The 19,246-nt window shown below is 35.7% G+C and carries 15 protein-coding genes; 9 read left to right on the forward strand and 6 right to left on the reverse strand.

The window, feature by feature from the left end; translation table 11 throughout:
* Position 1: 1 nt before the first annotated feature.
* The 5 genes from BK577_RS14410 to BK577_RS14430 all read left to right on the forward strand — a co-directional run bounded on the left by BK577_RS14410 (position 2) and on the right by BK577_RS14430 (position 3,833).
* Positions 2–934, forward strand: a complete 933-nt coding sequence (locus tag BK577_RS14410) for a DnaD domain protein (protein WP_078435255.1) — start codon at positions 2–4, stop codon at positions 932–934.
* Positions 934–2,169 (forward strand): replicative DNA helicase, encoded by a 1,236-nt coding sequence (locus BK577_RS14415; RefSeq protein WP_078433598.1) that lies wholly within the window; start codon positions 934–936, stop codon positions 2,167–2,169. The genes BK577_RS14410 and BK577_RS14415 overlap by 1 nt, the downstream gene beginning before the upstream one ends.
* A 52-nt stretch (positions 2,170–2,221) precedes the next feature.
* Positions 2,222–2,692 (forward strand): hypothetical protein, encoded by a 471-nt coding sequence (locus BK577_RS14420; RefSeq protein WP_078433599.1) that lies wholly within the window; start codon positions 2,222–2,224, stop codon positions 2,690–2,692.
* Between the two features lie 106 nt (positions 2,693–2,798).
* Complete coding sequence (locus BK577_RS14425) at positions 2,799–3,197, forward strand: GyrI-like domain-containing protein (protein ID WP_078433600.1); 399 nt, start codon at positions 2,799–2,801, stop codon at positions 3,195–3,197.
* A 159-nt stretch (positions 3,198–3,356) separates the two neighbouring features.
* Positions 3,357–3,833 (forward strand): YusW family protein, encoded by a 477-nt coding sequence (locus tag BK577_RS14430; RefSeq protein WP_078433601.1) that lies wholly within the window; start codon positions 3,357–3,359, stop codon positions 3,831–3,833.
* A 40-nt stretch (positions 3,834–3,873) separates the two neighbouring features.
* On the opposite strand, the gene BK577_RS14435 is transcribed toward BK577_RS14430, so the two are convergent.
* The 5 genes from BK577_RS14435 to BK577_RS14455 form a co-directional block, all read right to left on the reverse strand.
* Positions 3,874–5,103, reverse strand: a complete 1,230-nt coding sequence (locus BK577_RS14435) for a macrolide family glycosyltransferase (protein ID WP_169908288.1) — start codon at positions 5,101–5,103, stop codon at positions 3,874–3,876.
* A gap of 207 nt (positions 5,104–5,310) precedes the next feature.
* Positions 5,311–6,729, reverse strand: a complete 1,419-nt coding sequence (locus BK577_RS14440) for a Na+/H+ antiporter NhaC family protein (protein ID WP_078433603.1) — start codon at positions 6,727–6,729, stop codon at positions 5,311–5,313.
* 79 nt (positions 6,730–6,808) lie between these two features.
* Entirely contained in the window at positions 6,809–7,708 is a 900-nt protein-coding gene (gene bla, locus BK577_RS14445) for a class A beta-lactamase (RefSeq protein WP_078433604.1), read from the reverse strand.
* A gap of 181 nt (positions 7,709–7,889) precedes the next feature.
* A complete protein-coding gene (locus BK577_RS14450) occupies positions 7,890–9,686 on the reverse strand; it encodes a BlaR1 family beta-lactam sensor/signal transducer (protein WP_078433605.1) in 1,797 nt (598 codons plus the stop codon).
* A gap of 1 nt (position 9,687) precedes the next feature.
* Positions 9,688–10,074 (reverse strand): BlaI/MecI/CopY family transcriptional regulator, encoded by a 387-nt coding sequence (locus BK577_RS14455; RefSeq protein WP_078433606.1) that lies wholly within the window; start codon positions 10,072–10,074, stop codon positions 9,688–9,690.
* Positions 10,075–10,242: 168 nt separating this feature from the next.
* Between BK577_RS14455 and BK577_RS14460 the strand changes: the two genes are divergently transcribed.
* The 3 genes from BK577_RS14460 to BK577_RS14470 all read left to right on the forward strand — a co-directional run bounded on the left by BK577_RS14460 (position 10,243) and on the right by BK577_RS14470 (position 16,414).
* Positions 10,243–12,306 (forward strand): peptidoglycan D,D-transpeptidase FtsI family protein, encoded by a 2,064-nt coding sequence (locus BK577_RS14460; RefSeq protein ID WP_342743297.1) that lies wholly within the window; start codon positions 10,243–10,245, stop codon positions 12,304–12,306.
* Between the two features lie 96 nt (positions 12,307–12,402).
* On the forward strand, positions 12,403–14,409 hold the full coding sequence (locus BK577_RS14465; RefSeq protein ID WP_078433607.1) for a penicillin-binding transpeptidase domain-containing protein: 2,007 nt from the start codon (positions 12,403–12,405) through the stop codon (positions 14,407–14,409).
* A 448-nt stretch (positions 14,410–14,857) separates the two neighbouring features.
* Positions 14,858–16,414, forward strand: coding sequence for a histidine kinase N-terminal 7TM domain-containing diguanylate cyclase (locus BK577_RS14470; RefSeq protein WP_078433608.1), 1,557 nt, complete (start codon positions 14,858–14,860; stop codon positions 16,412–16,414).
* Positions 16,415–16,516: 102 nt separating this feature from the next.
* On the opposite strand, the gene BK577_RS14475 is transcribed toward BK577_RS14470, so the two are convergent.
* Positions 16,517–17,536 carry an AraC family transcriptional regulator gene (locus BK577_RS14475; RefSeq protein WP_078433609.1) on the reverse strand — a complete coding sequence of 340 codons (1,020 nt, stop codon included), beginning with the start codon at positions 17,534–17,536 and terminating at the stop codon, positions 16,517–16,519.
* A gap of 222 nt (positions 17,537–17,758) precedes the next feature.
* On the opposite strand from BK577_RS14475, the gene BK577_RS14480 reads away from it, so the two are divergent.
* Positions 17,759–19,039: a glycoside hydrolase family 1 protein gene (locus BK577_RS14480; protein WP_078433610.1), complete on the forward strand. Its 1,281-nt coding sequence runs from the start codon at positions 17,759–17,761 to the stop codon at positions 19,037–19,039.
* The last annotated feature ends 207 nt before the right edge of the window (positions 19,040–19,246 follow it).

The following is a 19,246-nucleotide window of genomic DNA, read 5'->3' on the forward strand; positions in this document are numbered from 1 at the left end:
GATGATTAATACTGATTTTTGGATGACACCGATTGTAGGGGAGGAGTTGACAGCAGATGAAAGGTATTTATATATCTATCTTCTGACAAACTATCATACAACTCAAATTGGAATCTATCGTATTTTAAAGAAACAAATAGCAGTGGAAATGGGGTTTTCGTTAGAGCATATTGAATCTTTAATGGAAAGTTTAGATCAGCAGCACAATTTGATTCGTTACAATCCTGAGACAAGAGAGGTTGCAATGATAAATTGGGGAAATATGATTCATAGTAGAGGTGGTAAACCTGTCATGGATTGTATTGATTCAGAATTAAGGAAGGTTGTAGATACCTCGCTTATTTCATATGTTTTGGATTCTATTAAAAGACCTGAAATTCGTAGTCTTTATGAAAAGTTTTGTGATCGAAATGGTAAGAATTATGAGGAAGGGGACGATACACCTTCACTAGATGAACCGATACGTAGGCAAAAAAAAGAAGAAGAAAAAGAAAAAGAAAAAAAACAACAACAAAAAGCTCTTAAAACAAATATAGAGAATAATCCTAATACGCGAGAACAAAAGCAAAATCAAAACCCAAACGATGTGAAAGAGATTATTGAGTTTTGGGACGATAATGTATTTGGCTTTTCAAACGTGAATGCTAAACAGCAGCTGTTAGCTTGGTTGGTAGATTCCAACTTTTCAAAGCCAAAAGACGTTATTTTAAAAGCTTTAATGATTGCCTGCTCAAATAATAAGCGCAAGTTAAACTATGTTGTTGGCATCCTTAAAAACTGGGAAAATGAATCGTTATTGACCGTTGAAGAAATTGAGGATTATCACGAAAGCAAAAGGCAGGACCAAAACGCAAGAAAGCCAATTCAATCGTTTTCAACCGGGAGAGATATCCCGCGTGGATTTGTTCTTGATCTAACGGCTGGTGAAGAGTGATGAATCTTGCAGAAAAAGGTTTCTTAGGAACGTTGATGAAGGCTGAGTATCTGCTTAAAGATACGGTGATTCAACCTGAGCAACTGGAAAGTACACGTCATAAAGAATTAATGCACAGAATGGTGAAGTTAAATCGAGCGGGAAAGAGCACGGATTTAGTCTCTTTGACAACCTTACAAGACCTTGAATCGTTTGGCGGTATGACCTATCTTAGGGAGCTTGAATCATATGCAGATGTTGAAAAATTTGAAGTTTTAGAAAAGCTCATTCTGGACCTTTGGAAGGAACGGGAAAAGCGTAATATTTTAAACATTGCGGCTGTGAATGATTGGGAGATTGCTAAGGTCATTGCTGAACTGGATAAAATTAATCAAGCCAAGATGGATGATCATACATCACTGGAACAAGCGTTGCTAAAAATCTTTGAAGCACCATGGCAGGATCAACCATTTTCGAAAGGTGTGCCAACAGGCATCAAAAAGCTCGACGAAATGACGGGTGGCTTTCAGAGTGGGGAAGTGACAATCATCGCAGCAAGACCATCAATGGGTAAAACCGATGTCATGCTTCACTTTGCCAAATGGGCGGGATGGGCAGGATATTTACCGCTTATCTTCTCATTGGAAATGCCGGAAACCTTAATAACAAAACGATTAATTGCATCAACAGGTAACATTAACCGCAGTAAATTGAGGGAACCGAAACGAATGCTAAGTGAAAACCAAAAGAAGAAATGGCCGGATGTCATTGGTGAACTGAATGAAACATCCATGCAGATTTTTGATGGAGCAGGACAAACAATCGCTGAGATGAGAGCGAAAACTAGAAAAATAATCAACCAGTTTCCAACGAAAAAACCAATCCTTTTAATTGATTATTTAACCCTCATTCAATCCAGTGAAACATATGGCGGGAATGCTCATTTACAAGTAACAGAAATTTCAAAATCACTCAAAACGATGGCAAAGGATTTTGATTGTGCAGTTATTTGTTTGGCTCAGTTAAATCGCTCGGTGGAATCAAGAGCAAATAAACGGCCGATGATGTCGGATATTCGTGAATCAGGAAGTGTAGAACAGGACGCCGATGTCATCATGTTTTTGTATCGTGAGGCGTATTACGACAAGGAAACGGAAGATCGGTCACTTGAACTTATTCTTTCAAAAAACCGAAATGGTCCAGTTGGTTCAGTCAATGTGAATTATAACGAGTATACAGGAATGATTGAGGAGTAATCGATCAGATATAGTAATGAAGACGTTAAATTCTTAAATCGGGGTGTTATAAATGATTGTAAAAGACCTTTACCTTGAATCTATACGTGATGAGGAATCTTCATTGGCCCATTATATATGCCATTTACTTGAGGAACAGAAAATATCATTAGAAGACGATGTATCCAAAATAGACTTTGATCAAGCTGATCAGCGGAAAGTAGCGGAAATGATTGAAAAGAATAGATTAGGTTTTCAAAAGGTTGGTATTTATTCACTGAAGATGAGTGAGAATGAATTTGTTTTTATCTTTGCTGGAAGTAGGGAACAAGCCACCCAATTCTATATGAAAACATTTCGAGATTTCCCATTGAATTGTATTGAATATTCGCTTGATTTTCATCTTACTAGAGGAATAGGTGTGATTTCGTTCCGGGAGATGAGAAAGGAGTTTGAGAGTTTTCCGGTTGTGGCCGGGTATTTTGAGAGGGAGTGGGTTAAGGAAAATATGGCAGAAACTTTGAATGAATTTGCTTCTGTCTAATTTTAAAGCTTGACCAATTAAAGATTGGTTAATAGGAAAAAGAAGGAAATTATCGTGTTTTGTAGAATAATCATTTAGATAAATGTAGGATGGAGTGAAGAAATTGATGAGATTAAAAATAATTAATAATATAAAAACAAATAATTTTAGCGATAATCTCTTGATGGAAAAGATCACAGGTTTGTGGAAGGAAGCTTCTAATCACTTACCGGACCGAGATATGAATATCTACGGTGTTTATCATGATTACGAAAGTGATTATAAAGGTGATTACAGATTAAGTATTGGAATAGAAGATAGCAAAAGTGACCCTTCACTAGAAATACCGGATCATGAAAAGTATGAAATCTTCAAAGTGGACACAGAGGATGAACAAGGTATTATAAACACTTGGAAAATGATTTGGGAACGTGAGAATTCAGGTGCTTTGAAAAGGGCGTACACATACGATTTTGAGAAATATGATCCTGATGGTGAAATTGAGATATACATAGCAATAAAATAATGAAAAGAGGAATTTATTTTGACAAAAAGGGAACCAGTATATAAGGGTTCCCTATTTTTATTTGATTTTGAGTCAAATAAAAGCTGAAGAGAGGAATTGGGAAAGTAGTATTAATAAAAAGGTTAATGTCAAAGCTAAAATATAAAAGGAGTGATTTTATTGAAAAAATTAGCTAATCTAGTCTTATTATTAGCAACTGTTTGCATTGTACAAGCTTGTAACAATGATGAAGTGTCAGATCCTCCACCGGCAGCTCCTGTGGAGAAAGATGATTCAGTAAATCAAGATACCGTTGACCAAAATGAAAATGCCGACGCAATGTTTAATTTTACTAATTTTGACTTAGATGTAGATTATCCTGATAACAAAAATTATGATGTTGATTATGATAATGAGCAGGATGGTATGGAAGCAGAGATTGAAGATACGTTAAATCAAAACAATCTTTCAGGTGACGAGGCTTTTGAAGAGCTGAAACCTAAATTTGAAAAGTTAACATTTGATCAAAACACAAAGAATGAAGATGTTCTAAGTGAAGTGAAAGAAGTCTTTGAGATTAACGATGATTATACGAGAATCAAAGTGGAAGTTGAGTTTGCAGATGGTACGGAAAAAGAATATAGTGAACAGAAATAAAGATGCAGAGTTTTACCTGCATCTTTTTTGAAAGGTTGTTTTATTTGTGGTTTCCAATAAATGGTGGGACAGTGAACCTGTCCCCCTGTCCAAATTTCATTATTTCAGATGCAGCGCGTTTGTAGCCGCCTTTTTCTTGTAGGAGGGTTCCAAATTCAGTGCAGTTTTGTTTGTATTTTTTATTGTTTAATAAGTTTAGTAATGATTGTTTCAGAGTTTCTGAGTTACATTCTTTTAAATGGATGCCGCATCCTAAACGTTCAACTTGTTGTGCAATCATTTCTTGTTCTTGTTGTTGAGGATAGAGGATTAAGGGGACTTTAAAATATAATCCTTCTTGGGCACTGTTCATTCCTCCATGTGTAACGAATATGTCTACTTTTTGCAGCAAGTCTATCTGATTCACAAAGCTATAAAGAATAAAATTTTCAGGTATAAAAGAAAAATCAGTTTCGTTCATTTTTTTTCCTAAAGATAGGATAAAGGTTGCTTCGATATCTTTAAAAGCTTGAAAGCAGTCCTCGTAAAATTTTTTGTTATCTCCAAATATACTTCCCAGAGAAATATAAACGATTGGTTTTTCACTTTTAGGCAGTGCAACGATTTCTCCTTCTTTTCGATCCGATATAGAAGGGCCTACAAAACAATATGTATGATCAAACACATTTTTGTTTGGAGTAAATTCCGCAGCGGTAAAGACTATATTCAATTTTTCTTTACTACTCAAAGCATCTAAAAGAGGAGGTTTCTTCATATTGTATTTTTTGCATAAATGGTGTTGAATGCTTAATGCTTTAACAAGATGTTTTAAATCTCCTCGTGCAAATTGAAATACCAAATTGAGTAGCTCTTTTGGCATATTTAAGAATGATTCATGAAATGGAAAGGTTGTTGTGGAACAAATGGTAGGAATGTTTTTAATTTGACCTACATATTTACCCCAAGTTGCTAAAGAATCATGAATAATATAGTCAGGTTTTTCTCTGTCGACTTCGCTTAATAAAAAGTCTAACATTTTCTCAGTGCTCTCGATACAAACCCTAAAAACAATGGGAAAGTATTTCAGCTGTTCTTCTGTATAATTTGTATCCTCTAAACGATTGATGCTATAAGGCATATATGTAGCACCAGTTTCTTCAATCTTTTCCTTTAAATCAGGAAAAGAGTAATATAATACTTCTTCTCCTTGATAAATTAACTCTTCCACTAAAGCGAGAGTAGGGTTTGTATGACCATGAGCTGGAATATTAAAAAAGATAGCTTTACCCAAGAAAATTTCTCCTTTAATTAATTAGTAATGTTTTCCTTATTATACACGTGATAACTGAAATTGTTTTATCTTTACTATCAATATTGCAAAAGATAAATGTATAGGAAGAAAAAAGCTCATCTCAGGAGCATGAGGAGACAATCTATGAAAGAGAGTGGAATTATTTAATGGATTTACCAATAAATGGAGGGACAATGAACCTGTCCCTCAGGTCCACAAGGCAGTTACAACAAATAATACAGCTGCGATTAGTCCGCCGATTGTGGAGATTTTCAGTTTATAGCGTGCGTAATCGATGAGGTCCATGTCTAGGATGGATGCGGTTGTAATGGTTGTGTCGCCTAGTGGGGAGGTTAGTGCACCGAATGCTCCGCTGGCGAATACTGCACCGACTGTTAATGGAATGGAGGCTCCGGTGGATACGGCTAGTGTGATGCCGAGTGGCATGAACAATCCCCACGTTCCCCAGGAGCTTCCGATAAAGTAACCGACAACAGAACCAAGAACAAATATAGCCGCAGGAGTCAGATAGGCTGGCAAAAAGCTTCCTAGTGAACTGCTGATAAACTCGGAAAAACCAAGATCTTCAGCTGCTAAGGTTAAGGTCCATATGAGAATAAGGAGGCTGATCGCTTCCATCATCTGATTTCCGCCGTCGTAAAAATGGTAAAGGGTTTCGTTCATTTTCACACGTCTGATCACATAAAAAATAAAGGTTAAAACAAGAGTGATAAATACAGCCAAAAGCATCACAAACGTTGCATCAGCCATAGAGTAGGCCTCGAAAATCGTTTCAGCCCCTTGAGCTATACCGTTTTGCCATAATAAAAATAAAGATAATGATAGCAATAAAAAGACAGGAACAATCAAATGCCATGGCTGTGCTTTCACAAGGGACAATTCTTTTTTAATTCCTATGCGGTGAAATTCGTGTTCTTCTTCTTCCAAATCTTTCTGTGCTCGCTTGTCGGTTTTAGACTTTTTAGGTGTCCAAAACGTCTGCACAATTCCAATGAGAAGCATAACGATTGCATAAAAATTAAACAAAATACTTAATAGGAATACCTCATAAGGGGACATACCTAAATTTAATTCACTTATGCCACCTTCCACTAATGAGACCATAAAGCCGACAAAAGCTGTTGCGACCGGCAGCAGCACGATCATTGATTCTGTTGAAATATCTAATGTTAATCCCACTTTTTGCTTGGAAAGGTTCATTTTTTTGATAAGTGATTTAATAATCGGTCCTATCATCATAATCCGAAACATTGGCATCATAAACGTAAAGGGGAGGGTAAGCCAAATAAAGATAAGAAGTCCTCGTTCAGTGCGAATTTTAGATCCGGCCCATTCTGAAAACCCCTTAATGCCGCCAGATATATTCATCATCCCGACAAGACCACCAAATAAATATAAAAAAACGATGATCTTAATATTTGTTTCATCGGAAAGGGTGGTGACAATGTAGGAAACAGCTTGCTCTGTTCCAGAAAGCAGATCGGCTGAAACTAGAATGGATCCAACTAAAATCCCAACAACTAAACCAGGCAGGATGTTTTTTAACCAAACAGACATGCCAATGACGATAATAAATGGTAATAATGAGAGCCAGGTTTGATTCAAAAGTTACTCCTCCCGGGACAAAAAATACAATGCTTAGATTAGTTTGTCTAGAGAGGAGTTGGATTATGATTGTTCGTAATTATTTTTTCTCAAATGCTGAAAGTACGACTTTTGTTGCTTCTGCAATGAGCTCATCATCATAAGTAGCATCTTTTTCATTTCGGTTTGATAGAATGGCTAAAACAATTGGATCTTCATTTGGTGGCCAAATGATCGCAATATCATTTCTAGTGCCATACGATGCTGCTCCGGTTTTATCTGCTACTTCCCAACCTTTTGGTACTCCGGCACGAATTAATGCATCACCGGTTGTATTTCGCTTCATCCAGTCAATTAAAAGCTCACGTTTTTCTGGTGGAAGAGCATCTTCAAGTGCAAAAGTCTGAAGGCTTGCAGCAAGGGCTTTTGCTGTACTTGTATCATGGGTTTCACCAGGGGCTACATCGTTTAATTCTGGTTCCATTCGTTCAGGATTTGTCATATCATCACCAATTTGTCTTAGGGCATGTTTAAATTCTTCAGGTCCACCTATTTGTTCAAAAATGAGATTTGCAGCGGTATTGTCACTGTAGCGTAATGATGCATCAGAAAGATCCCGAAGTGTCATACCGGTATCGACATGTTGTTCTGTAATTGGACTATATGTAACAAGGTCATCACGGGAATAGGTGATCGTTTCGTTCAGATCTTCAATAGATTTCTGCTGCAAAAGGACTCCTACCGCCAAAGCTTTACTAGTTGATGCATATGCAAATCGTTCATCAGGTCGATAGGAAATGGCCACATCTGTTCCGGTGTCCAGAGCGTAAACTCCCAGCTTAGCATCATATTTTTCTTCAAGTTTAGAAAATTCATCCTGACTAGCAGGTTCATTTTTTTGTTGTACAGATTGAGTTGATTGTGCTGGATCGTTTGAACATCCCATAAGAACTAGAAAGGAAAGTAATAACACAGATGCCAGTTTGTTTTTTGTTTTCATTAAATCTTACCTCTTTCTTTGTTAATTTTGTTTTATCCTAATAAAACTTACATATGTAATACTTAAAATATTACACGTGTAAGTTTTTGGAGTCAACACTTTTTTGTGAGTGTTTTACATCAAATAAATAAAAAAACCCACAGATGTTAATCTGTGGGGAGGATGGATTCTTTCAAATTCACTATGATTTAATAATACCTTCCTTCTTCAATATGGAAAGGGCGATTTCCGATGCAGTACTTCCTCCAGCATCTTTTTCACCTTGTATGTGTACAGCAAAAAAGAACGTATTATCTGCGGTCTCTACATATCCAATAAACCAACCATCAATATTTTTACCGTTTACTTCTGCAGTTCCCGTTTTTCCGGATAATCGATGTTCATTTGTTTTTTCTAGTAGTATTGCGTCTTTGACAGTTTGAATAGTAGATGGATCAAAAGATAAATCATTATGATAAAACGTTCTCAACATACCAATCTGTTCAACAGGTGAGATTTTTAGTGAGCCATCCATCCAATAATCAGTCATGTTATTTGACATATCTTTGTTTCCGTAATTCAATTGTTCAAAGTAAGTTAGCAACTTCTTTTTACCGAGATGCTTGTCAAGATGTTGAAAATACCATGTGGTGGAGTTTTTCATAGCCGTAAATAAATCCTGGTCTTGATTCCATTTATCATATTTGTGTAAAGTTCCATCCCAGGCTAATTCGGAATTTTCTTTTGAAATAATCCCATTTTCCAACGCAAACAAAGCACTGAAAATTTTATAAGTAGAATTGGGAGCGAACCTCGTAGTACTTTCATCCTTATTGTATATTGTGTACTGATCCATTTTGCTGTCGTATAAGACGGCACTTCCAGTAAGATTCTCAAAATAAGGAGAATAATCTTTGTTAACAATATTTTGATGCGAAAATGGATGTGTGTCTTTGTTGAAAGCAAGCACAGATATTGAAGGAATACTACCTAGTATGAACACAAGAACAGCTGTAAAGATTAGTCCGCTTTTTACTTTTTGCCGTTTTGATTCTACTTGGAAATTTACGATCGTCACTATGCGCCGTTTTACTTGTTTATACGAGCTGCTAATTTCTGATGCAGCAACTAAAGGTGAAACTTGTTTTGATTGAGAAGCAAATTTTAATATAACCTCACCATATTTAAGCTGAGAATCTTCATCAAGCTTTTTTAAAACAGCATAATCGCAAGTAATCTCCATCTCAGTTTGCATTTCTTTTAAGAAATACCAAACGATAGGATTAAACCAATAAACAATTCTAGATAGACCCATTACATAATTGATGAGAATATCTTTACGTTTACAATGAACCAATTCGTGAAGTAACACACTTTTCATATCGTCATCAGTAAGCATTGAAAAATTGATTGGTAAGACAATATATCGTCTGAAAAACCCAAATGTAATGGGGGACTTTACTAAAGGTGAATAGGCTAATATGACCTTTTTATGAAAGTCTATATCCTTTTTGCATGCTGTAAGTAGGTTTGTTAAATCTCGGTTTACATTAACTTTTAAACTCTTTTTTATCTTATGGATTCTTAGATTACTAGAAAAAGTAGCCAGAAGGATAACCATCATTCCTATTATCCATATGCAAAAAAAGACAGAATCCAGCATGTTTAAGGGTGATTGTTCAATAGAATTGGAAAAGTTTTGTTGCCAATTTCCATTCTGAAGAAACGTTTCAGTCATGGTTGCATCAGAATTGATGTCGGTTTGGCTTGGATGATGAACTCCAAAATTTATGAACTGTCGAAAAAATGAGTTGATTTCAAGGAATTGCAAGGGGATAAAAGGTGCAAACAAAACCAAAAGAGAAATTAGACTGATGTGATATTGGGTATTGACAGTGATTTGCTTATTTAACCCCTTTTTTATAACGAAAATGATACAAAAGATGACAGATACAATCATGTTACTAATGAAGAAGAGAGTGAAGAAAGAATTGCCCATATTATTCTTTCCTTTTGTTCTTACGATCTTCTAAAATTTGATACAACTCATTAATTTCATGCTCTGACAGCTTATCTTTTTCCAAGAAGTTTAAGACCATGGAATTGAGAGTACCATTATAAAACCGATTTAAAAAACTATGACTCTCTTCTTCTATATAATCACTTTCCTTAACATTTGCTGTATAAACAAAGATACGGCCTTCTTTATGGTTTTTGAGGGCGCCTTTTTTAATCAATCGCAATAGCATCGTTTGAATTGTTTTAGGGCTCCAATCACTCGTTTTGGATAATTTTTCGATCACCTCATTTGTATTGATCGAAGGGTGTTTCCATACGATTTTCATTACTTCTAATTCAGCATCTGAAATTTGCGGGATATTTTTCATCGTAACCACCTTTAAACTTACATTTGTAGTATTTTTATTATATTCCGCTTTTAGGTTGAAGTCAATGAAACGAGAAAAAGGATTGACACAAAAACTTACATGTGTAATATTTACCTTATTAGTTCAGTGACCTCTTAGAAATAGGTGAAATGGAAAGGAGATCATAGTGTGACAGCAAGAATTGAACAACACAAGTTACAAAAAACAAGACTTATGCGGGTGAATATCTTTTTTATTATAGTGTTTTTATTTTTTGTCGCTCTTATTTTAAGACTTGGATTTGTCCAAATTGTTTACGGAGAAGAATATAAAAAAGAAGTAAGGAAAACTGTTGATACTGTCGTTAGTATTCCGGTTCCACGTGGGAAAATCTTTGACCGGAACGAAAAGGTCATTGTTGATAATGTTGCAGTTAAAGCCATCACATATACGAGGATGAAAGGGACAACTCCACAAGAAATGCTTGGAACGGCAAAGGTGCTTTCGAACATGATTGATATGGATGAAGAAGAAATCAAACAGAGGGAACTCAAGGATTATTGGATGGTCACCAGACCTGATAAGGCAAGAGATAAGATAAAAAAAGAATTACTAGATGAAAGCTTAACTGATAAAGATCTATATGATCGACAAATCGAACGAATCACCTCTATTGATTTAAAAGAAATAAACAAGGAGGAGCTAAAAATTGCAAAAATATTTACAAAAATGATTAGCGGCTATACCCTCACTCCACAAATCATTAAACGCTATGTGACGGAAGAGGAGTTTGCCGTTATAGCAGAACATTTAGCGGATTTGCCAAATGTAGACATTTTAACGGATTGGGACCGTCACTATCCGCACAAAAATATTTTTCGTTCTGTATTAGGAAATGTGACATCATCAAAAGAAGGATTGCCAAGCTCTAAGTTAGATTATTTTTTATCCAGAGGGTATAGCAGAAATGATCGAGTTGGAAAAAGTCAGCTGGAATTATATTATGAAGACGTTTTGCAAGGTCAGAAAGCAAAGGTAAAACATGTAACAGATCAGAGTGGTAATCTTTTAGAAACAGTAGACGTCTCTGATGGACAAAGTGGGAAAGATCTCGTTCTATCGATTGATTTTGATTTGCAGAAGGCAGTAGAACAAGTGATTCAAGGTGAACTTAGCAGAGCAAATGGGAGAAACAGTTTTCTAAATCGTGCATTTGTTGTGATGATGAACCCTAATACAGGGGAAGTGCTTTCAATGGCTGGGAAACAACTTGTTCGAGAAAACGGGAAAGATGTGTTTCGAGATTATGCATTAGGAACAATTAATTCCCAATATGAAATGGGCTCAGTCATAAAAGGGGCAACGGTATTAGCAGGGCTAGAAGCTGGTGTTATTTCTCCTGAAACAGTGTTTAGTGATGAAAAATTAAATTTAAAAGGTACACCGCTGAAAGGGTCACATTCTACCTCATTAGGTACGAATGGAATTGAAGGAGCATTAAAAAAGTCCTCGAACGTATTTATGTTTAAAACAGCGATTCGAATGATGGGGAAAGAATATCAATCAGGGATGGCACTTCCTAAAAAGCCTGAGGCTGTTCAACAGTTCCGGAATTCTTTAAGTCAGTTCGGTTTAGGTGTGAAAACTGAAATCGATCTTCTGAATGAATCGGACGGGTTAATCGGTAAAGAAGCTTACACGAAGCCTGGTTTATTCCTTGACCTTTCAATCGGCCAGTATGATAACTATACAACAATGCAATTGGCACAATATATTTCGACGATTGCAAATGGCGGTTACAGATTGAAACCACAATTAGTGAAAGCCATTCATACATTCTCAAATTCCGATGACATAGGTGCAGTGGTTCAAGCAGTACAACCAGAGGTTTTAAATAAAATAACAATGGATGATAGGTATTTACAACAAGTGCAAGAAGGGTTTCGACAAGTTTACCAAAGTCCTGGTGGCACAGCTTATAAATATTTTGGAGGAGATCGTCGGTACAAGGAATTTCAAGCAGCAGGAAAAACAGGGACAGCACAGTCTTTTTATCATGATCAGAATACAAAAAAAACTTACTCAACTTACAACTTAACGTTAGTCGGTTATGCTCCGTACAACAATCCCGAAGTTGCATTCTCGATTGCTGTTCCTAATTTGGATACAGATACTGACCCAGTTAATAAATATATTGGACAAAAAATACTAAAAGCATATTTTGATTTAAAGAAGCAACACAATGAAGAATAGTAGCAAATCAATCTCTCTTATATCAATCTTTACAACTAAAACTTACATTTGTAATATTTATTACCCATCAAAAGGTAGATGCGAGGAGGAAATCTAATGAAAAAGAATCATCTGCTAGATCCATTGTTTATACTGATAATAGTCTGCTTTTTAGTTATATCTGGCTGTTCAAAAGAAAATAAACAGAATGAGACGTTTGATCAATTTTCGAATCTGTTATCAAATCAAACATATGATCTGCTATATGATTTATTATCTAATGAATCAAAAAGAACAATCACAAAGGAAGAGTTTGTAACACGATATACAAATATTCACTCTGGTATTGAAGCGGTTGATATAAACATAAAAAGAGTAGACGAAGAAAGTGACGAAAATGTGATACCTTTCTCTATCGAAATGGACACGGTAGCAGGAAAGCTGTCATCATCACCTTATCAACTACATCTAGTAAAGGAAGAAAATGAATGGAAAATTCAGTGGGACGAAAGCTTAATTTTTCCTGCCATGAAAAAAGGTGATAGAGTCAAGGTGAATACAATGAAAGCAACAAGGGGACGTATACTTGCACGAAATGGATATCCACTTGCTAAAGATGGTGAAATCAAAACGGTAGGTATTAATCCTGAGGTGTTTGATAAAAACAATCGCGAAGAAAAAATACAAGAACTGGCAGCGTTGTTAGACATAAGTGAAGAAACGATTATGAAAAAATTAGATCGGAATACAAATCCAATTTATTTTGTTCCTATTGTAGATATGTTGCCGGATGATGAAAAACTAAAAAAATTAGAAGATCGAGGTGCTGAGGGTATTTTTGTAAATGATAAACTTTCAAGGGTGTATATCAATCATAAAGCTTTCGGACGACTTCTTGGATATGTCGGAAATATTACGGCTGAAGAAATGGAAGAAAACAAAGAAAAAGGCTATAGTACGACATCACTAATCGGAAAGGCTGGTCTTGAGCAAGTATATGAAGAAACATTAAGAGGAATTGATGGAGTAGAGATTTATATTGTAAGAGATAATGAAAAAATAGAAACCCTTGTAAAAAAAGAACCACAACATGGTCAGGATATTAAATTAACGATTGACTCGAATTTACAAAGTATCATTTATGATGAAATGAATGGTGAGAAAGGTTCAGCAGCAGCCGTTCATCCAAAAACTGGAGAAGTACTTGCTTTAGTAAGTTCTCCCTCTTATAACTCAAATCGTTATACAACCTATGTGACAAAAGAAGAGCAACAAAGACGTGAAAAAAGTAAATTTACTGATGAAGTGAATCGATTTAGTAAACTGTATTCACCAGGATCTGTATTTAAATTAGTGACTGCAACGGCTGGACTTGAAAAAGGTATATTAGATCCTGAAAAGCAAATTTCCATCAAGGGCCGTTCATGGCAAAAAGATCGTTCATGGGGGAACTACAGGATAACAAGGGTGAATAACCAATCCTCTGTTAATTTAATAGATGCGGTAAAATACTCAGATAATATTTATTTTGCGATGACTGCACTTGATTTAGGCAAAGAGGAATTTATAGCTGGTGCAAAGAAATTTGGAATTGGTGAGCCATTAGAGATTGGTTATCCATTGGGAGATAGTCAAATATCAAATGGAGAACGCCTAGACCGTGACATCCTGCTTGCTGATTCAGGATACGGACAAGGAGAAGTGATGGTTACATCATTAAATATGGCTCTTGCTTATAGTGCATTTTCAAATGAGGGAAATATCATGGCACCATCATTAATTCAATCAGATAATCAGAAAATAACAGTTTGGAAAGAAGAGGCTATCCCATCTGCACATCTATCTACTTTGCAACGTGCATTTACTGCTGTTATTAATGAAGAGGGTGGTACAGCTAGTGCTGCAAAAATTTCGGGAGTTTCATTAGCGGGAAAAACAGGAACAGCGGAAATAAAAGCATCCCAAGTTGATGAAAATGGAACGGAAAATGGCTGGTTTATTGCAACTGATTTAGATTCTGGCAGAATCTCTCTTGCGGTCGTACTTGAAGATGTAAAAGAGAAGGGTGGTAGTCATGCTACCTTACCGATTATAAAAAACACATTATTATCTTATTTACAATGAATCAATTGCACCTCTAAGATCATAATTTAAGGCTGTTTTTGCATACTTTGTTGTTTTTTGATGTATTTTTAAGGTGAACATTAGTACGTTCCAAAGCGTTCCATTCCCTGGCTTTCCTCTCTCAGGAGCAGAGTGTCTTCCACTCCAATTCACTATAAATTAAAATAATATTCATAAGCAACAATCTTTGCGAAAACAGCCTAATGATATAAGGTCGATCAAATTTCTCCTGCTAGAGAAATAGAAAAAAATAAAAAGAGATTTACATTGTTGAACAACAGTAAGGTGCAGATGTGTTTTTGAATCCTTTTATTTGAGAAATCGATACCCTTAATGAAAGAAAATGAATTTATTTATCGTTTTCTCCTACGTTCGTACTAGTCAGAATTTCCTTTACTCCATTATAATAGTATTAGCAATAGTGTTTGTAATCAATGGAGTTGAATTTATGCCTAATGAAGCTTTCGTATACATAGTGGTCGTTAGTTTAGCCGGAATTTTAAGTTCTTTGTTATGTTTGTACGCTTATTTTCGTCTGAAGGATGTTCCAGGGGGAAAGCCGTATATATTCGTCACCTTATTTTCTGCTATATTCACATTTTCTTATGCGGTGGAGTTATCAAGTACAACTTTGGAGAAAATCCTCATTTGGTTAAGTGTCGAATATCTTGTTTTGCCATTCATTCCTACATTTATCCTGTTGATGTGCTTAGGGTATGTGGGGCAAACATTAAAACAATGGATGTCCTATCTATTATTTCTACTTCCAATTTTGACAATCTTTATGCATGCCACAAATGAGCTTCATCATCTTTATTACACATCTATTGAATTAAATCGTGACAGTCCATTTCCGATCTTGAAATTGGAATACGGTCCTTGGTTTTATGTTCATTCGATCTATTTCTTTTTGTGTTTCATGATGAGTATGATTTCGTTAGGTATGGAATTGAGAAAAACAAGATTATTTCGATTTCGTATGCAAATTATATTGATGGTAGCAGGAATTATGGTGCCAATCATAGCAAACTATTTTTATTTAAATGATTTGAGTCCATATGGTATTGATCTGGGACCGGTTTCTATGAGTATTTCTTTTATCCTTCATGGTGCAGCCCTTTTTTCTTATCAAATGTTTCATGTCACACCTGTTGCCAGAGAGACAGTGTTTGAAAATATGAGGGAGGGGGTTATTGTTTTAAATCAAGAGGGAGTGCTTGTTGATTATAACCACGCCATGCTTAATGTCATTTCAACCTTAAGCTCTCAATGTATTGGCAAGCCTATCGTGGATGTTATTGGAAGAGGGACAAACCTTGCTGAAATCGTCTTACATGAAAAAGAATGTGACTTTCGATCATCTTTATCAGGTGATAACACCTATTATCATATTCGGTTTTCAAATGTGAAAAATAAATATAAATTCATGAAAATTATCACATTTGTTGATGTGACTGAAAGAGTAGATTTACAAGAACAGTTACAATATTTAGCTCGAATTGACGGGTTAACAGAACTTTATAATCGTCACTTTTTTATGGAAGAATCTGAGAGACTTGTAGATTCTTTGAATAAAAAAGGTGGAAACGTATCCATTATCATGTTTGATATTGATCATTTTAAAAGCATTAATGATACATTCGGACATGAAGCAGGTGATTTGGTTTTAGCACGTGTTGCTGGTGTGGTGAAGAATTGTCTGAGATCTCATGATATTGTTGGGAGGTATGGCGGGGAGGAATTTATTCTATGTATGCCTGATGCGTCCTTACTTGCAGCGGAGGAAATGGCAGATTTTATTCGAAGGAATATCTCTCAGGCGGTTGTACGTTATTCGGAGAAGGAAATTACGGTTACGTCAAGCTTTGGGATATCTTCTGTCTTGATAGGAGGAGAAGCTGATCAAACAATCTTGCAAACTCTCATAAGAGAAGCCGATCAAGCCCTTTATGCTGCAAAGCGGAAGGGGAGAAATTGTGTTGAACTTTTTGAGAAGGTAGGTTGAGTGTTCGGTCTGAGTTTTTTATAAATCAATCTAAAAAAATTCCCTGCTTTGATAAGTGGGGAATTTTTCAAATCCAAACTATGTATATTTTGGTAGTTTTGGTTATTTTCTAATAAATGGTGGGACGGCGAACCTGTCCCCATGTCCCTTTCGGTAGTCACTTGGAGTCATGTTAAAGATTTGTTTGAATTTTTTGTAGAAGAAGGTGACGCTTGAGTAGCCTACTTCGTCGGCGATTTCAGGGATTGGGATGTTTGAGTTTATGAGCATCATGCCTGCTTTGCTTATTTTTTGGAGTTGCAGGAGGTCTTTGAACGATTTGCCGGTTCCCTTTTTTAATAAGTTAGATAAATAGTTTGGGTGAAAATTAAAGTGCTTTGCCATTGAAGTTAATGAACAGTCTTGATAATGGTCTTCGATATACTGTAAAAAATCGATCAATGTATAGTTATTGGAATTTGGAACATGAGTGTGCCGCTGACTAATTTCATCTTCACGGATGAGCTCCGAAAACAAAATAACGAGATAGGAGTTAACAATTTCATCAGAATACATTCTTTTGTGAAAGTATTCCCACACAATATTGTTCACAACTTCAATAATTTTTTTGTTTTTCCCATGGTTAAATAATAGATAACGATTCGACTCTCTGCTCTCCATTAGTAAATCAACAAGGAAAATGGATATGATACTTTGAGAGGAAAGTCTACTTAAAAAGCTGGGAGATAAATAGTCTTTTTTTAGTGTAATGCTTAATACAATATCATCTTTACCGGTTTCTTCCACTGTATGAGGCGTATATTTGTCAATCATAACCAGTGTTCCTTCAGTTAGAGGAATAACATTCTTATTAATCACAACATTGCATGTGCCTCTAAAAACATAGGTGAGTTCAATGAATTCATGGACATGAACGGGTATCTCTGAATGATAGGGCTGTTGTGTGATCACGATGCTATCTTCTATAACAGTATTTTCTATTGCATTAATTGTGTAATTATATAAAAATACTTCCTCATCATCTATTAAAACAGTCTCAGCTGGTATGAGTGCTTCAATTTCTTCTCTTTTCTTTATAAATTGTCTCGCCATTAAAAATTCGGTTAATTCCATCGCATCCATAGTCTCCCCTCGACAATTATCCAAACCTTAGCTTAAGACATTTTTAACACTAGTTTTACTCGAAGTCAAGGGTAAATAATCGAGGGGAAGCTATATGTTTTCTACAAATGATAACGCTAACTCAAAATCTTTGAAATGAGTAAGGATAATCTTTAGTTCTAACATTATAAGCGATTCAATTAATTGATAGTATGTAATCAAATAGTAAATGAGGTGAATGAAATGAACCGTAGTTTTCCGCAGCAATTTATTTGGGGATCAGCAACTGCAGCATATCAAGTAGAAGGAAATAATGTAAATAGTGATTTTTGGGCTGAAGAGCATGCTGAAGGTTCTCCTTATAAAGATAAATCCGGCGATACAATTGATCATTATAGTTTATACAAGAAAGATATTGAATTGATGGCGAAGTTAGGATTTAAAGCGTATCGTTTCTCAATTGAATGGGCACGAATTGAACCGGCAAAAGGGCACTTCTCAGTTTCTGCGATTCTACATTATAAAGATGTATTAGAAACATGCCATGCATATGGATTGACTCCTGTTGTAGCACTCCATCATTTCTCATCACCACAATGGTTAATGAGAGTGGGAGGGTGGAGCAGTCCTAACATTCCTGAGCTTTTTGCTAATTATTGTGAAGTCGTGATGAAAGAATTGGGACACTTAATTCCATATGTGTTGACGATGAACGAAGTGAATTTACCAGTCATGCTTAAGGAAATTTTCTCAAAAATAGGCTTTGTTCCACCTGTTGGAATTGACAGAGAGTCATGGGTAGCCCCTAAGTGGAGACAATCCGCTGCCACTCTATGTGGTGCAGATCCAAGTCAATATTTCACTTTCCACATGATTTCTGATGAAAAATCGATCAAGCTTATGAAAGAAGCACATAAACAATCACGTGCAGTTATTAAAAAAATTCACCCGGAAACAAAAGTGGGCTTTTCTATGGCACTTCCACATATCGACTCTATTCCTGGTGGTGAACTGTTAGCGAAAGAAAAATGGAATAGTTATTTTCTCCAATTTCTCGATATGATGGAGGAAGACGACTTTTTCGGATTGCAAAATTATACGCGTGAAATTTATGGACCAAATGGACAGATTCAACCAGATCAACATACAGAAGTAACACAGATGGGATATGAATATCATCCTGAAGCACTAGGAAAAGTTGTCGAGGAAGTAGCAAAATCTGTAACGATTCCAATCATGGTCACAGAGAACGGTCTAGCAACAGCTAATGATAAAAAGCGTGAAGAATTTATACAAAGGGCGTTAACAAGCTTGCATGCTTGCATAGAGAATGGCATTGAAGTCATCGGGTATTTACATTGGTCAACATTCGATAATTTTGAATGGCAATCAGGGTATGGTATGCAGTTTGGATTAATCGAAGTTGATCGTACCACACAAGAAAGAATTCCTAAGAATAGCGCGTATCTTTTAGGGAAAGTGGCAAAAGAAAATAAATTGGCGGTAAATTTGGAGGTACGCTGATTCTAAATAAATAAGAACATTAAGAGGTATAATGGTACTTTCATAGTGTCATTATACCTCTATTCTCCATATGCGATTTAAACACTTCCATAAATAAGTGCAATTCTTTAATCCGATTTCTTTTTATGAGTAGTATAATGGGAGAAAGCAGCAGAAGGTAGAGATATACTATACTCGCATTTTACACATGCTCATAAAATTTATAAA

It is taken from the genome of Metabacillus halosaccharovorans (assembly GCF_002019635.1).
In the GTDB taxonomy this organism is placed as follows: domain Bacteria; phylum Bacillota; class Bacilli; order Bacillales; family Bacillaceae; genus Metabacillus; species Metabacillus halosaccharovorans.

What these genes read in the sequence shown, in the direction of transcription:
- BK577_RS14470 (WP_078433608.1), top strand. Translation starts at nt 14,858, where the DNA reads ATGCCTAATGAAGCTTTCGTATACATAGTGGTCGTTAGTTTAGCCGGA.
- BK577_RS14475 (WP_078433609.1), bottom strand. Translation starts at nt 17,536, where the DNA reads ATGGATGCGATGGAATTAACCGAATTTTTAATGGCGAGACAATTTATA.
- BK577_RS14420 (WP_078433599.1), top strand. Translation starts at nt 2,222, where the DNA reads ATGATTGTAAAAGACCTTTACCTTGAATCTATACGTGATGAGGAATCT.
- BK577_RS14425 (WP_078433600.1), top strand. Translation starts at nt 2,799, where the DNA reads ATGAGATTAAAAATAATTAATAATATAAAAACAAATAATTTTAGCGAT.
- BK577_RS14480 (WP_078433610.1), top strand. Translation starts at nt 17,759, where the DNA reads ATGAACCGTAGTTTTCCGCAGCAATTTATTTGGGGATCAGCAACTGCA.
- BK577_RS14415 (WP_078433598.1), top strand. Translation starts at nt 934, where the DNA reads ATGAATCTTGCAGAAAAAGGTTTCTTAGGAACGTTGATGAAGGCTGAG.
- BK577_RS14450 (WP_078433605.1), bottom strand. Translation starts at nt 9,686, where the DNA reads ATGGGCAATTCTTTCTTCACTCTCTTCTTCATTAGTAACATGATTGTA.
- BK577_RS14465 (WP_078433607.1), top strand. Translation starts at nt 12,403, where the DNA reads ATGAAAAAGAATCATCTGCTAGATCCATTGTTTATACTGATAATAGTC.
- bla (WP_078433604.1), bottom strand. Translation starts at nt 7,708, where the DNA reads ATGAAAACAAAAAACAAACTGGCATCTGTGTTATTACTTTCCTTTCTA.
- BK577_RS14455 (WP_078433606.1), bottom strand. Translation starts at nt 10,074, where the DNA reads ATGAAAAATATCCCGCAAATTTCAGATGCTGAATTAGAAGTAATGAAA.
- BK577_RS14410 (WP_078435255.1), top strand. Translation starts at nt 2, where the DNA reads ATGATTAATACTGATTTTTGGATGACACCGATTGTAGGGGAGGAGTTG.